Source organism: Mucilaginibacter glaciei (assembly GCF_014773245.1).
Lineage (GTDB): Bacteria > Bacteroidota > Bacteroidia > Sphingobacteriales > Sphingobacteriaceae > Mucilaginibacter > Mucilaginibacter glaciei.
In genome coordinates this window covers 1-14,531 of the sequence record NZ_JACWMX010000002.1, presented here as the reverse complement: position 1 = coordinate 14,531, position 14,531 = coordinate 1, and the positions used below count along the sequence as shown (strand labels likewise).

The window sequence follows — 14,531 nt, the reverse complement described above, 5'->3', positions numbered from 1 at the left end:
AATACTTGTAGTTGTGAATTAGCTGTTTACAGCAAATTATGGATGGCTGGCCATACTAACTCTGCTACAATTTTATACCCTGCCGCAGATGGGTGCACCATGTCGCGAAGGTTTAAGTGTTTTAGCCCGGCAACGCCCTTTAATAAAAACGGCACAAATGCCATTTGATTTGTTTGAGCCAGTTGGCGATATATCGCGCCAACTTCTACAGCAAGGTTACCACCCAAAAATATGGGGATCTCCATACCTAAAAGTACCAGTTTTGCATGTGGATTTTTCGTTTTTACCTGGTTGATAATGGCCTGCAAATTTTGCTGAATGATGGCTAGCTTAACGCCACGACGGATATCATTAATGCCCAGCTCCAATACAAAAATATCAACCGGTTTACGTAACCAATAGGTTAATCTCGAAAGACCTCCCGAGGTTGTATCCCCGCTTAAGCCTGCGTTTGTAACATGGTATTGCAGGTTTTGGGCCTTGAGCTTTTCACTTATCAACGCGGGGAATGATTCTGTTGCGGTATTGGCCAGCCCATAACCAGCCGTTAAACTATCGCCAAAAAATAAAATGTGTTGCATGGGTGGTTAACTATGCGCCGGTTTAATGTTTTGGATGTCTTTTAAATTTAAAATTCATCTGCCGCCCACATCCCTGGGTTTTCGCGGTAATGGGTAATGTGCTCGATGATCTCCTCCACCTCTCCGGATGTCAGGTCGTCATACCCGTCGGCAGTGTAGCTAAATAGTTTACCGGGTTCTTCAAAAGTAATATAACCGAGGTAATTTGGATCGAGCTTTTTTTCCAGTAAAAGCTCGCTCTCCTGGCGTTGCAGCGTGTGGGCATCGTCAAAATTGCTATCGGCGTAAATGTTATAGGTGTAAGTTAATACCGGGTGACCATCTACCTGCCCTTGTGTATTAGGGATAACTTTCACGGCTCTTTCGTTGCCAACGGTAAAGTGTATCGGTGTCATGTACTTGAAATTTATTTAAAGGAGACATTCAGCAGATAAAAAAGTTTCACGGGATAACTGTAAATTCAGTGCATGATAATGCAGATGCTAAAACTAACTGAAAAAGTATTTTCCGTATCGAACCCCATGATAAAAGAGTACGCCTTGTTGTAGCCGATGGGCAAATGGAGTTAGCCTGTCGTAAAGAGTACGTTTCTGTACTGAGGACTTTAATTTCGTCATCCAAAATACAATTGTTTAAGGGTAGTCTGCAACTGCAAAAGCAAGACGACAGAATAGCCGTTTTATTTAAAGGACAAGTGGTTGGTGAGGTGGAGATTAATGCTTTTAAAAATGCGTTGACCGGAGTATAGTAGCGACTAAACCACCCTTTTGCGATACCTGCTAAAATCAATTTTAGTTAAATATACGCCGCCTAATATGATAAACAGGCAGCCTATTTGTGCCGCAGTTATGGTTTCGCCGTAGTACCAACCCCAGGCAAATGCTACAAACGGGATGCCGTAGCTGGCGGTTGAGGTAAACAGCACACTTGTGCGTTGCACCAGCGCATAGAATAAAACCCAGGCTAATGCCGTACCCAATATGCCCAACGTGCAAACCGCCAGGCAAGCTTTAATGTACTGCGGCTGTGCTAATGGTAAGTTGAAAAAGCCGCTGTGCCATAAAATTACCAACGATGGCAAAGTAACAGCTATTAAAGAGAAAGCGGTGATTACCAGCGGGCTTACGCCATTTAAATGCCGCCTTACAACAACGATATTAATGCCGTAAAAAATAGTGGCCATTATAACCAGCCCGCCATAACTAATTTGCCCTGCACCTGAGTGTTGTTTGACCAGGTAAAGCAACACAATGCCTCCAAACCCGATGATGATACCTGCAATTTGCCCAAGCGGGATCTTATGACCAAAGAACAAAAATCCGAATATAATAGCAAAGATGGGGGTGAGGGAGTTTAGCGTACCGGCCAGGGCGCTATCTATTTTAGTTTCGGCAATGCAAAATAAAAATGCAGGCAGGAAACTGCCAAATATGCCCGAAAATATCATCCATCCAGAAAGCTTAAAAGGGATCTTGCTGCGGTTACTGATGAGTACGGGGAAAAGCACTATCCCGGCGGTAATGATGCGTATAGCAGCCACCTGGTAGGCGCTGAGCAAAGGCTTGTGTGCCGTATCATACAGGCCCAGTTTCATTAAAATAAATGAACTACCCCATATTAAACAGATGGAGATAAACATGATCCAGTTAATAAAGGCGGGAGGCAGTACTGAGGGGCTACCGGTTTGCTGCATGGTTGCAAGGTAGCTATTATAAACAAAAAGCCGCCCGAAAAATCGGGCGGCTTTTAAATATTTGACTATGCCGGTTTAGAATGCGTAACGCAAACCAAACTGCATTTGCCAGCGCGAAGCGAACAGATCAACAGAATATGGTACACCCGGATCAGCAAAGGTGTATTTAGGATATGTTGTTGATACTGCGCCAAAGGCAGGTGTCGTTTTTGGTGTTAAACCAACGCTTGATGTTGAGTTGAAAGTGTTAGCCGAGAAGTAGTATTGGCCCCATTTTTTGTTCAGCAGGTTGGTTAAGTTAATGATGTCGTAAGTGAAGGTAATTACTTGTTTACGTTTACCGTTACCAAACTTAAAGTCTTGCGAGAAACGGAAATCAAGGTTATTGTTCCATGGCGTGTAAGCCGCGTTACGCTCGGTAAACTGGCCGCGGCGTGTTTTCAGGTACTTGTTTCCATCAATGTATGAATCGAACGCTGCTGCCTGTTGTGCTGCCGTAGCACCGCCAACTACATCGCTGAAAAAGTTAACAGTTTCGCCTGTTTTAGGGATGTAGGCTAAACTAACTTGCTGGCCTGTACCATCTATAGCACTTGGTAAGAAACCGTAGGTGAACGGGTTACCTGTTTGCGCGCTCAGGAAGAAGGTAAAGTTAGCCGTGTAGTTTTTCTCTTTATCCCAGTTAACCATGTAATTGATGTTTGATACGATGCGGCTGCGGATATCAAAGTTTGAGTTAGCTAAACCCGGGTTATTCGGGTTAAGCGCCTGGTTAAGCTGCCAGTTACTTTCCATTGAGTTACGTATACCATTGGTAACATCTTTTGAGTGGCCGTAGGTATAGGCTACCGAAGCATTCAATCCAAAAGGGAAGTTTTTAGCAACCTGTGCGGTTAAGCTGTAACGGTAACCCTGGCTGGTGTTTGATAACAAGTAGGCGTTGGTATATGATGAGTTAACCGCCTGGTTAACAAATATAGGCTGCTGTTGCTGCGTATCGTAAGGGTAGTAGGTAACCTGGTCTTTAGTATTTACCTGCTGGAATTTCAGGTCATGAATTACCTTGGTGTAAATACCTTCTAAAGTGAATTTCCAACGGTTAGCGGTGGTTAAATCATAAGCCAGGTTTGAACGCCATACTTGCGGCATTTTAAAATTATTGTCAATTAAATCTACCTGGGTTGGGCCCGCAGCAGATGTATTAACCGCTGGTACTTGTTGTTGTACATAACCTAAACCACCATTGGCAGGGGCCTGTATAGGGTTAGTGCCCGGTGTGATAGGAGACGTCGCATTTGGCCTTTTATCGTAAGCACCATAAGTGTTACCATTGTTATAAAATGCATAACCAAACCATGCAAAAGGAACACGGCCCGTAAAGAAGCCGCTACCGCCACGTAATACCGAACTCTGATCGCCCAGCACGTCCCAATTAAATGATACACGCGGGTTAACTTCAATATTACCTAAGTAATTCTGAGCAATTGTGCGTGGCTTGGTATAAGTAAATGTATTGCCGTAAAAGGCATCGGCAGGGGCATTACTTGTTTTTGCACTCAGCTGTTGTTTGTTAGGTACATCAGCGTAGTCAAAACGGATACCAGCGGTTAATTTAAAGTTGTCGGTCAGCTGGATCTCGTCCTGGCCGTAAAGGCTTAAAAGGTTAACATTAAATCGGGCAGATGGGTTGGCAATTATATAATCGCGGGTGTTGTTTGTGTAGTTGTAGTTGGCACGGGTACGTGACGGGCTGTTAGCTAAAAAGTTAGCAACACTGCTATAAGCTATACGGCCGTTCCAGGCATTTACAAAGTTATAAGTGATATCATAAAACTCGTTGTGCGTACCGAAAGTGAAGGTATGCTTGCCTTTAGTTAAAGTTAAGTTGTCGGTAAACTCGATAGTTTTTTGGCGCATATCAAATATAGATGCCTCTCTGTCGGTACCTAAAAATATAGTGGTACCCGGTGTGCGGCCTGTGATCTCTATCTGTGGAAGAGCAGGGTTTGATGTAGGGTCGCGGTAATCATGTACGTTAGAATAACCAATTACCAAACTGTTGTTAACGTTATTGCTAAACCTGCTTTTTAATTCGGCTACGGTTGAACTTGAATTATTGTGCGATGTGTAATCGATGCTGCCAAAACGGAAGTTTTGCTGATCGCGCTCCAGGTTGGTAGCGGTAGACGTGATGGTGTTATTACGAATGGTCAACTGGTTTTTGTCATTGATATTCCAGTCCAAACGGTTAAAGAACTTGTTCGAGTTTGAGAAGATGGAGGTGTTGTCATAAGTACCGGCATCAAAACCATAGCTGGCCATTTTATTTTTAATGTCCATGGCATCCTGCAGGGTTAATACCTTTGCAGAACCTGCACTACCTGCTGCCGCAATAACCGGATCCTGCCTGCGGGCAATCTCTTCATTAGTAAAGAAGAACAATTTATTTTTGATCAATGGGAAACCTACGCGGATACCGGTTTGGTAATCATGAAAGGTTGACGGAAGTTTTGAACCGTCACCGCCAGATTGTGCCTGTGCATTGTTTGGGCCTACCAAAAACGCACCGCGGCCAAAGCCGTAAATAGAACCGGTTACATCATTAGTACCGCTGCGGGTAACTGCGTTGATACTACCGCCTAATACGTTACCTATTTTGATATCGTAAGGGGCAACTAATACTTGTATATCCTGTATGGCATCAAGTGATACCGGGCTGGTACGTGTACTGCTTCCTACCTGTCCCGAAGCATTGTTTTGACCACCTAATGATGGACTGAAGCCGATAGCATCATTATTGATGGCACCATCAAGCGTTACGTTGTTATAACGGTAGTTAGTACCCTGGAAAGAGTTGTTATTACTTTGCGGTGTTGCGCGGGTCAGATCCTGCAAACTACGGTTAATAGAAGGCATATTGCGGATCTGGCTTTGGCTGATGCGGGTACTTGCCCCGGTTTTGGTAGCACCGCCTACGGCTGTAACCCTTACCTCTTTAAGGGCGGTTGTAGCATCGGCTAAAACAAAATTAAAGGTAGCGCTGCCCAATTGGAGGGTTATATCGCTGCGTTCATCCTTGTTGTAACCAATAAAAGTAGCTGTTAAGGTGTAAGGGCCGCCCGGGTTAACGTTAGGGATGGTGTAGCGCCCATCAGCATTGGTTTGTGATCCGTAGCGGGTACCAGTACTGGTATTGACTACCGATACGGTTACGCCAGGCATAGTAATGCCTTTCTGGTCGGTGACCTTACCGCTTACTACAGCGGTGGTGATTTGGGCGTTTGCAGTTACTGCAAACAGCAATGTAATAATGATAAAGTAAAGCTTCTTCATATGGGGTTATTAAAACTCCACAAAGGTTCGCGTATAATGTTAAGATTATGTTAACAGTGAATTATGATTTGATAAACTGTGTAATACTTAATGTTAACTTAATGTTGACAATACGTGCAGATTAAGAGGCGTATGCCAGTTCCAGATCATCAATTTTAATGTAAAGTGCCTGCGATAAAAGTACCAATTTGGCTGCGTCAAGCTGTTTTTTACCATTTTCGATGCGGCTTAGTAATGCGCGGTCTATAGCCAGTTTTGAAGCAAGTGCCTCTTGCGACAGGTTAAGTTCCATTCTATGCTGCTTGATGAATGCACCAAAGTTTTTAGCCGCGGGGATTTCGCTTGCGGCAGTAAGTAAACCAGAGTTGTTCGCGGCAGCCGAATTATCAAAAAACATGCTAAAGTTGGCCGACATTTGGTCGAACATTTTTTGGTCGATGTAATAGGTAGCCTGTGCTTGTACCGTTTTTACTTTTACTATACCTAATGATCGTAACTCAAGCAAGTGTTTGTTAATAGTAGTGGCATTAAAGGTATTATTATAAAATGCCTGTTTGGTTAATGCATTACCGTTCTCGGCAATCATTCTTAAAATAAAGACACGGATAGGTAAAGCAATTGCCCGCGCAAACTGTGCTATTTGCGTATCTATTTCGCTGATATTAACATGAAAAAAACTCATAGGTAGGATAGTAGATGTACTTGTAATTAAAAACGGCTGCCCCAACACAATGAGGCAGCCGCTTTTGTATAGATTTTTATATGCAATACTATTTTACAGCACCCGGGGTGGTGTAAGGTAAGTTTTGCGGATCGTAACTTGCCCAGCCCGAAGTCCAGTCGGTAGTACCGAAAGCACCACGGTAAGCAACTTTATCAAAGTAAGCGTCAGTAACTTTAGCGTTGGTAAATACCGCACCGGTTAAAGCAACTGAAGAAGCTACCTGAGTAAAGTTAGGAATACCAGATCTAAGAACTCCGCTTGTTGTTCCTGCAAGGTCAGCAGAAAATTTATAAGGATCTGTATAGATACCACCGGCAAATACATCCGGTAAGAAAGTATTACTTGCTGTTATTAAAGCGGTAATTGTAGCTAAAGTAGTAGCGTTTGAAGCCTTGATCTGGTTGCTTTTGCTATTGCTTGCTGCAATGATGTTGTTAGTAAAAACAGATGAGCCAGAAGTTAAGTTAGTTGACGAATTAACTGTGCTACCTGCAGGCAAAGCATCGTCATAAAATACACCTTCAGTATAACCTGCAATTACTGAGTTAAGAATGCTAATAGATGAATTACGACGGATTTGCGCACCATGCTGGAAGTTAGCATTGATAGAAGGGCCGCCAGTAAGAAATTCGCGTGGGCCTAAGATGGTCATGTTAGAAAAAACAGCACTTGTAACAGGCGTAGCGTTTGTACCAGTAGCGTTGTTATCAGACTCGAAACCGTTTGACCCTGATACGTCGGCAGTAGCAGCTAAACGCTGAGCCAAACCAAACTGAATTTTACCAGAGAAACCGTTATCAGTATCAAAATCATCATCCCAGGTATCGATAGCTAATAAATGCTTGCAGTTAACAGAACCACCAAACCATTCAAAAGCATCATCGCCAGAGCGGTAAACTTCTACATAATCAATAGTAGTACCAGAACCAACGCTGCCAAAAGTTAAACCGTTGATCTCGTTATCAGGGCTTAATGCGATACCTGCATACTCGATACGTACATATTTCAATGTACCTGAGTTATCGGTTGCATTGCTACCACCGTGTTTACCTTTATCTGTAGCATCAGAGATACCTTCGATAGCAATAGCAGATCCAGCATTGTTAGGAGCAGAACCTAAAAGGATAACGCCACCCCAATCGCCTTGTGCACGAGCACCAACACTTTGGCTTGATGTAAATACGATAGGTTTATCTACAGTACCTGTAGCATCGATTTTTGAACCACGTGTAACGATCAAAGCACCTTTAGTTGCTTTATCGCCTTTAATGATAGTACCTGGCTGGATGGTTAATGTTGCATTACCTGTTACGAATATATTACCTTTTAAAAGGTATATTTTGTCGGCTGTCCAGGTAGTGTTTGTAGTAACATCGGCAGCTACGCTAACCGTAGTTTCGGTAGTAACGGGTGGCTGGGTCGTAGTCGGGTCAACCGTGTTTTTTGAGCAGCTGGTAGCTAAAAAGCTTAGGCCAATTGCAGCGACGAAGAGAATTTTTTTCATTTTAAATAGTGTTGATTGATTTTGCTTGTTTATTGTTTGGTTTTTTATTAAAGAGTATAGGTAAATGATAAGGTGTAGGTAGAGCCTTGTTTGAAACTGCTTTGCGTGTAATCGCCGCCGTCATATTTTTTGTTATTGTTCTGGTCGTAGTAGAAGGTAATACGCTGGTTTAAGATATCACCGGCGTTAAACTTCAGCTCGCCCTTGCTTTTAAATACTTTAACACCCAACTGGGCATCTATCACACTGCGTGGTACTTCATATACGTTGGCATATTGGCCGCCCGCTGCAATGCTTAACCTTTGGCCGACGCGGTTAAACAAGGCGTTGAATGTGAGGTTGTTTTTAAAGAAGTTGTGTTGTAAACCCGCATTGATTACGTATGGTGCCTGACCAATAAGCGGGCGATCGGCAAATTGCAAATTCAAGCCCGAGTTTGTAGGGTTGCGCGCTACTGATTTGGCAATAGCAATGTTTGCATAAGCGGTAGTGTTCTTTAAAAAGTCGGTAGGCCTTATAAAATCAAGTGATTTGCGCACTTCCAATTCGGCACCATAAACATTGGCTTTGTCGCTGTTAAAATAGCGTATCGTACGCGTTGAAGTAGCATCATCATTAAATGCTTCGATGGCGTTGGTGAATTTTTTATAGAAACCCGATACCGAAAAGATCTGGCCGGCAGATGGGAACAGCTCGAAACGTACATCGAAATTATCAATGTTAGTCCGTTTTAAATTTGGCGTACCTTGTTGAAAAGCCAGCAATTCATAATCATAATAAGATGATGTTGCCAATTCTCTGAACTCGGGCCTGGCCAGTGTGCGGGAGTACGATCCACGCAGGTTGATCTTATCTGTAAGGCTGTAAGTCAGGTTTGCCGATGGCAATACGTCTGTATAATTCTGATGTACTTTATCGCTTGCGTTTGTGAAAACTAACGGCGTTACGTTAACATTGAATTGCTCTACGCGGGCACCCCACACCAAACGTAATTTTTCGGTAAGCTTGTTATCCAACATTAAGTAACCAGAGTTGGTAAGTGAGTTGGCGGTGTATGAATCTGAAGGGATATTGCTGATCTCGGCAAGGTTATAAACCCCGGCGTCTATCAGGTCCCTTGAAAATAGGGTATTAAGCGGGCGCCTTGAAATGGTGTTAACCTGATCCGGATCGTTCAAGATCTTTTGGCTAAACAAGGGGCCAATAAAGCGTACGTCATAATTTCTGTCACGGTACAAACTTAAAAGGCCGGCCTTTAAGGTTGATTGGGTAAACAGTTTAACAGGGGTGCTATAGTTTACACCGCCCGAGTAAGAGTTTTCATTCAGCTTACCAAATAAAGTGGAGTTCTCTTTGGTAAGGGATGAGAGCACTGCCTGGTATGGGTTGGTTGTACCGGATGCGCGGGTGTAAAGTGCCTTGCGCTGATCTGGCTGATCATTCAATACATTGCCATAACTCAATAACCAGTTAATTTTAGCGCCTTTTTCGCCCAGGGGATGGTTACCTTCCAGGCTCGATTTTAATAGGGCTTTTTGCTGCAGGTCAAACGCATAATAATTTACGTCGAACCCGGAGTTGTTATGCCCTGTACGGCCAAGATATTGATCGTCAAAAATCCTGTTGTAAACATTCTTGAAAGTGATTTTATTTTTACCGAAAGTGTAACCCAGGTTTAATAAAGCACCTACGTTAGTACTAAATTTGTAGGCATCATCATTATAATCGTAACCATAAAAATCACGTTTAATATCACTGTAGATGCTTTGCTGGTTGCGATAAGTAAGCGCCAGGATAGCACCGAAACGGTTCCCTGTTTTTTCGCTTTCGCTAACTTTTCCTATTGATAACTGGTAGTTTTGAGTTGGCAGGGCTGTGTTTACATACCTGTTCCAGTCATTTGGCAATGAGCGCAGCAAGCTTAGGTTCTGCTGTTCGCTAAGTCCATTAGCCACCTGGGTTGACGATGCAAACCCATTTGCCAGTTGGCGTTTGCCGTTATCAAAACCCAGATAATCGGTAGCGTTACGCGGTCCGCTTATAAAGTCCTTACCGGTAGAGGCTGTATTGTATCCGCCGCTTAAACCAAAAGAAACAAAGTTCTGATCGGGAAGGTCTTTCGTAGCAATCTGGATCAAACCACCCGCAAAATCGCCGGGCTGGTCTGGTGACGCAGTTTTGGTAATAGTTAAATTTTCTACCAGGTTTGATGGTACAATATCAAATGAAAAGGCCTTGCGGTTATTTTCGGTACTTGGTAGCGAAGCTCCGTCAAGCATGGCACTGTTATAACGGTCACTTAACCCGCGAATCACCACAAATTTGTTGTCCTGTATGGTAGCACCGCTCACACGCTTTAAAACATCGGCAGTGTTTCTGTCAGGCGAACGTTTGATTACCTCAGAAGAAATACCGTCAGATATCGACGCGCTGTTTTTTTGAACCGCGTATAATGATGCCACGGATGCCTGCCTGTAGGTTGACCGTACAACAACTTCTTTTAAAGCGTTGGTAGTTGCTGCAGCCATAGATAGATCAAGATTGGTTACATCGCCGGCTTTTACAATAACATCAGATACCAATTTAGCCTGGTAGCCGATGTAGCGCACTTCGATAGTGTATTTGCCGGGAGCAATGCCGCCCAAAAGGTATTTACCTTCAACATCTGTAGCTACGCCTTTGGTAGTGCCCTGGATGCTAACCGTTGCGCCAATTAAAGTTTCGCTGGTTTTTGAGTCTATAACTTTACCACCAATTTTGCCGTTGGTTTGTGCAAAAACGGTTAAGTTTAACATCCCGAAAAGGATAGTTAAGAATACGGATAGTGTGTATTTGTTCGGCATAATTATTTTGATGCAAAAATATTTCAAGTGTGTTTGGCAAACGATTATTTGCAGTTATCAAAACATTATATATTTCTGGTAAATGTGTTACCAATGGTTCAATATCATAACCAAATTCGCCGTTCTTTTAGCGCGTTTAGCTTAGGCCGACAGGTTTTGGCGCAAAACTTCATGGGTTTCAATGTTAACAACAGCTGCATCTGTAATGCTTACATTGTTAAGCATGGTGCTTATTTTATTCAACACGCGCAGGCAGCTATACATTTCCTGCCAGGTAACTTCATCTGCTAAATGTTCTTCAAAGGAGTTGAATAATTTATTCAATAAAATAATAAGGTCGCGAGCCTTGTCGGTGAGCGAAATTAGTTTACCGCGCCTATCTTTAAAGTTTACATCTTTAGTTACGTAGCCCTTTTTTTGTAGTACAGCAATTACGGCAACCATGTTTGATTTTTCTATTTGCAGAGTTTCGCAAATATTTTTTTGCTCGATGCGGCCGCCCGCCTTGTTTATCACAAGTAACACCTGGTAATGATGATATACTTCTATATCCTTTAAAGCCCTGAACAAGTACTGATGGTATGATTTATTGGTCAGCATTATTTGCAGGGCCAGATCTTCTCCAAAATTCATAAGATACAATTGGATGCCATACAGGGTAGGGCATCGTGAATAATTGTGTTAATTATGGATTGGTTGGCTAAAGCGCCAACGCAGAGAAGATCATATAAGGAGCGACCGGTAGGAGAGGTATATTGGCTGTACCGCGATGGTACTTGTGCTGATATAAAATTTTAATGACGACTTTTTTGAGCTTAGCAATAACAAGTTTACCGCCAAAAAGGCTATTAGCAAATATATTAACGATGCCGATTTTAACTTAATAATTAAAGGGAGAGCAGATAAAGATCTTTTTTTGATCAGGTCCCAGCTTGCATCGTGTATGCAGTGGTCCAGGTTGGCCTGCTCAAAAATAACATGCCTTTTAATTACCTTTATGTGATGTGAAGAGCGATGTACTGCCGGGCCATAAAATGCCCTGAAAGTGGGCAACGCAACAATCACTGAAACGGCTAAAAAGAACAGGAAATTCATTAAAGCTTTGCGCATACAGTGTGTTAAATTCAAACTTGCAAAGCACAAAGTTATTTAAGTAATAGCCTGCAGCCAATGTAAATAAATTTAGTAATAGAATGTTAACATTAAGTTTACACACTAAGCATAACACTGTGTAAATGGAATTGATTTTTTCAGCAGGCTACCCTACATTTTGGTGTTCGATGCTGTTGTGCTGTATTTCTTGCAGTTGCAGTTCGTAAGCGCGCATCCGGGCATGCAGAATATCAACCTCGGTACGTAGCATTTGGATCTCGGTAATGAGTTTGGCTGATTCGGGTTTATGGATCTGTTTTTCGCCGGTGCCTAATATCAGCCACTCGGGCGAGTACTTTAACTGGAAACAAAGTTTGCGGATAAGGTAGTAGCTGATATCCTGCTTTTTGTTGATCACCTTGCTGATAAAACCCTGGTCGACCCCGATAGCATTGGCTAAGGCTAGCTGGCCGCCATGCTCCTTAACAATTACCTTTATCCGTTTTACAACTGCGTCGTCAGAATTATTCACGTGGCAATTATAGTAAATAGTTAATGGATCATAGTTTATAGTGCATAGTTATTTTAAAAAAATAAAATGGACAGTGATCTATCAATCAATAACTGCCTAAAACTCCTTAACAGCTTCGCTCAGATCGTATATCGGCACGTTTTGTATATTTGCTGCTATTATGCCTGCTGCTGCGGCAGAACGGTAGCCTGCAGCGCAGTGCACTACAATAGGTTTATCAGTAGGGATCTCGCTGATCCGCTCGCGCAATTCAGGTAGGGGAACAGTCAAAGCCCTGGCAAATATTTTACCGCTTTTTATCTCGGCCCAATTTCTTGCATCGATAATGGTGTAGGCTGCCGGGTTAGCTTTAAAATGTACCAGATCAATAACTGCCGATTTTTCGTTAGCATCATCGGGTACAAGTAAAGCTGCCCTGATGTTGCCTTCGTAACCAATTTTAGCTGTTTTTTTAATCACTATATCTAATGCTTCATCTGTTGCTGCAAGTAAATAAAACGACTCGTAAGGTGCCACAACAGAACCCAACCATGTTTCAAACTTCTCGGCATCCTGCAAATTAATGCTTCCCTTTACATGGCCGTTGCTGTATGCTGCTGATGGGCGGGTATCTATTACTAATAAATCCTTATCCAATGCTATGTTGGCATCTGCCTTCACCACTGCATTTACACTTACAGCAAAGTTTGGCGCGCCTATTTTATTCAGCTCCACATCGTAGCCAAAATATTTGGGCATAAAGGGCTGGTCGGCAGTGAGTGTTTTTACGAAAGATAACTCATCCATTAATTGCAAAGCATAATTCTCGCGCAGTTCCTTGCCTATGGTAGTTTGCAAATCGGGGTTCATGCTTTTACCGCATAATGAACCTGGGCCGTGGGCCGGGTAAACCGTAACGTCTTTTGGTAAAACCATCAGCTTGGTACGGGTGCTGTGGTACATATCGCGCGCCAGTTCTTCTTTTTTAGCTGTAATGTTACCGGCACTCTCGCGCAGATCGGGGCGGCCTACATCGCCTGCAAAAAGGGTGTCGCCCGTAAAGATGGCGCAGTCCTTGCCTTTCTCGTCCTCTAATAAGATACAAATAGAATCGGGCGAGTGGCCCGGCGTGTTGATCGCCTTTAACTTGATATCATTGATGGCAATTACATCGCCATCATCAAATGTTTCGTGCGGGTATGCCGCGCCTGCCAGTTTGCTCACATAAATAACGGCCCCTGTAGTTTGGTAGATCTCCAGGTGCGAGCTAATGAAATCGGCATGGGGGTGTGTTTCTATCACGCCGGTAATATCGGCGCCATGCAAGTCTGAAAAGGCATAGTAAGGCTGCGGGTCGCGGGAAGGATCGATAACGATCATCCTGCCGGTACGTATCACCGCGTAAGATGCATGCGCCAATCCCTTATCGTAAAATTGATGAACTATCATAACTGTATTGGGCGGCAAAGATAATGTTTAGGTTGGAAAGGGAATGTTGGAGGAGGGTAAAGATTAGTAGGGAATTACTGAAATGATATTTATGAAAATAATATTATCTTTAGCTTTACCAACGCTTAAGAAACATATGATCACAAGATTCCTATTTTTTTTTTTATTGATACCCTCAATAGTTTTTGGTCAAGATGAAAAAAAAATAATAAAAAAACTTGGTTCAAACCCGATTCAAATAATGGATTCGGCAAGGATCACAAGAGAAGACATCAGTCATCTCGACCCAAAAACAATAGCTTCTATAAAGGTTTTGTATGATAATGAAGCTATAAAGGCTTATGGAAATGACGCTGCCGACGGAGTTATAATATTTACTTCCAAAAACTTTGCAAGAGAACGCTACACTAAATTTTTTCGAACTGCATCGGTTCAATATGATAGCCTATACAATTTGACTAAAAGCGACAGTACATTCTTATATATCATTAATGATAAAATAAAAACTGAAAATTGGGAAGGCGACCTTTTATTAATAAGCAACGATTTGTTTATTTCAATGCAAATATTAACAGATGAAGAATTAAAAAATCGTTATAATATTACTGACAAACAATATGGCATATATATCAAGTCTAAACGTCCCGAAGATCTTAGTAAATCGAGTAAAAAGCGATTTTAGTATGAGTAGTCCTGAAATAGGTTGACTATTTTTGATTGCACAAACATTGATAAAAAAGCTCAAACATCCACCAAAGATGTTTGAGCTTTTTTGTTGTAGGACTTTAGTTTAATTTCTTT

At 42.4% G+C, this 14,531-nt stretch carries 13 protein-coding genes; 2 read left to right on the top strand and 11 right to left on the bottom strand.

The window, feature by feature from the left end; all coding sequences use genetic code 11:
- Window positions 1-26: 26 nt before the first annotated feature.
- Window positions 27-581 carry an arylesterase gene (locus tag IDJ76_RS04650; RefSeq protein WP_191161267.1) on the bottom strand — a complete coding sequence of 185 codons (555 nt, stop codon included), beginning with the start codon at window positions 579-581 and terminating at the stop codon, window positions 27-29.
- Between the two features lie 47 nt (window positions 582-628).
- Complete coding sequence (locus tag IDJ76_RS04645; protein ID WP_191161265.1) at window positions 629-976, bottom strand: hypothetical protein; 348 nt, start codon at window positions 974-976, stop codon at window positions 629-631.
- 164 nt (window positions 977-1,140) lie between these two features.
- On the opposite strand from IDJ76_RS04645, the gene IDJ76_RS04640 reads away from it, so the two are divergent.
- Window positions 1,141-1,329 (top strand): hypothetical protein, encoded by a 189-nt coding sequence (locus IDJ76_RS04640; RefSeq protein ID WP_191161263.1) that lies wholly within the window; start codon window positions 1,141-1,143, stop codon window positions 1,327-1,329.
- Between the two features lie 6 nt (window positions 1,330-1,335).
- Here IDJ76_RS04640 and IDJ76_RS04635 read toward each other — a convergent pair whose 3' ends face one another.
- The 9 genes from IDJ76_RS04635 to IDJ76_RS04595 form a co-directional block, all read right to left on the bottom strand.
- A complete protein-coding gene (locus IDJ76_RS04635) occupies window positions 1,336-2,274 on the bottom strand; it encodes a DMT family transporter (protein ID WP_191161261.1) in 939 nt (312 codons plus the stop codon).
- A 75-nt stretch (window positions 2,275-2,349) separates the two neighbouring features.
- Window positions 2,350-5,607, bottom strand: a complete 3,258-nt coding sequence (locus tag IDJ76_RS04630) for a TonB-dependent receptor (protein WP_191161259.1) — start codon at window positions 5,605-5,607, stop codon at window positions 2,350-2,352.
- A 121-nt stretch (window positions 5,608-5,728) separates the two neighbouring features.
- The gene (locus IDJ76_RS04625; protein WP_191161257.1) at window positions 5,729-6,289 is read right to left on the bottom strand and encodes a helix-turn-helix domain-containing protein; all 561 of its coding nucleotides are present in this window, start codon (window positions 6,287-6,289) and stop codon (window positions 5,729-5,731) included.
- Window positions 6,290-6,377: 88 nt separating this feature from the next.
- Window positions 6,378-7,835, bottom strand: coding sequence for a hypothetical protein (locus IDJ76_RS04620; protein WP_191161255.1), 1,458 nt, complete (start codon window positions 7,833-7,835; stop codon window positions 6,378-6,380).
- 47 nt (window positions 7,836-7,882) lie between these two features.
- The gene (locus tag IDJ76_RS04615) at window positions 7,883-10,678 is read right to left on the bottom strand and encodes a TonB-dependent receptor (protein ID WP_191161253.1); all 2,796 of its coding nucleotides are present in this window, start codon (window positions 10,676-10,678) and stop codon (window positions 7,883-7,885) included.
- 141 nt (window positions 10,679-10,819) lie between these two features.
- Window positions 10,820-11,311, bottom strand: a complete 492-nt coding sequence (locus IDJ76_RS04610) for a MarR family winged helix-turn-helix transcriptional regulator (protein WP_191161251.1) — start codon at window positions 11,309-11,311, stop codon at window positions 10,820-10,822.
- Between the two features lie 90 nt (window positions 11,312-11,401).
- Complete coding sequence (locus tag IDJ76_RS04605; RefSeq protein WP_191161249.1) at window positions 11,402-11,788, bottom strand: hypothetical protein; 387 nt, start codon at window positions 11,786-11,788, stop codon at window positions 11,402-11,404.
- A 148-nt stretch (window positions 11,789-11,936) separates the two neighbouring features.
- On the bottom strand, window positions 11,937-12,302 hold the full coding sequence (locus IDJ76_RS04600; protein ID WP_191161247.1) for a helix-turn-helix domain-containing protein: 366 nt from the start codon (window positions 12,300-12,302) through the stop codon (window positions 11,937-11,939).
- 96 nt (window positions 12,303-12,398) lie between these two features.
- On the bottom strand, window positions 12,399-13,730 hold the full coding sequence (locus IDJ76_RS04595) for an MBL fold metallo-hydrolase (RefSeq protein ID WP_191161245.1): 1,332 nt from the start codon (window positions 13,728-13,730) through the stop codon (window positions 12,399-12,401).
- Window positions 13,731-13,821: 91 nt separating this feature from the next.
- Here IDJ76_RS04595 and IDJ76_RS04590 point away from each other — a divergent pair, with 91 nt between their 5' ends.
- Window positions 13,822-14,412 carry a hypothetical protein gene (locus tag IDJ76_RS04590; RefSeq protein WP_191161243.1) on the top strand — a complete coding sequence of 197 codons (591 nt, stop codon included), beginning with the start codon at window positions 13,822-13,824 and terminating at the stop codon, window positions 14,410-14,412.
- Window positions 14,413-14,531 lie beyond the last annotated feature (119 nt).

Excerpts from the sequence above, each read along its gene's own strand:
- IDJ76_RS04650 (WP_191161267.1), bottom strand. The coding sequence starts at position 581 with ATGCAACACATTTTATTTTTTGGCGATAGTTTAACGGCTGGTTATGGG.
- IDJ76_RS04645 (WP_191161265.1), bottom strand. The coding sequence starts at position 976 with ATGACACCGATACACTTTACCGTTGGCAACGAAAGAGCCGTGAAAGTT.
- IDJ76_RS04640 (WP_191161263.1), top strand. The coding sequence starts at position 1,141 with ATGGAGTTAGCCTGTCGTAAAGAGTACGTTTCTGTACTGAGGACTTTA.
- IDJ76_RS04635 (WP_191161261.1), bottom strand. The coding sequence starts at position 2,274 with ATGCAGCAAACCGGTAGCCCCTCAGTACTGCCTCCCGCCTTTATTAAC.
- IDJ76_RS04630 (WP_191161259.1), bottom strand. The coding sequence starts at position 5,607 with ATGAAGAAGCTTTACTTTATCATTATTACATTGCTGTTTGCAGTAACT.
- IDJ76_RS04625 (WP_191161257.1), bottom strand. The coding sequence starts at position 6,289 with ATGAGTTTTTTTCATGTTAATATCAGCGAAATAGATACGCAAATAGCA.
- IDJ76_RS04620 (WP_191161255.1), bottom strand. The coding sequence starts at position 7,835 with ATGAAAAAAATTCTCTTCGTCGCTGCAATTGGCCTAAGCTTTTTAGCT.
- IDJ76_RS04615 (WP_191161253.1), bottom strand. The coding sequence starts at position 10,678 with ATGCCGAACAAATACACACTATCCGTATTCTTAACTATCCTTTTCGGG.
- IDJ76_RS04610 (WP_191161251.1), bottom strand. The coding sequence starts at position 11,311 with ATGAATTTTGGAGAAGATCTGGCCCTGCAAATAATGCTGACCAATAAA.
- IDJ76_RS04605 (WP_191161249.1), bottom strand. The coding sequence starts at position 11,788 with ATGCGCAAAGCTTTAATGAATTTCCTGTTCTTTTTAGCCGTTTCAGTG.
- IDJ76_RS04595 (WP_191161245.1), bottom strand. The coding sequence starts at position 13,730 with ATGATAGTTCATCAATTTTACGATAAGGGATTGGCGCATGCATCTTAC.
- IDJ76_RS04590 (WP_191161243.1), top strand. The coding sequence starts at position 13,822 with ATGAAAATAATATTATCTTTAGCTTTACCAACGCTTAAGAAACATATG.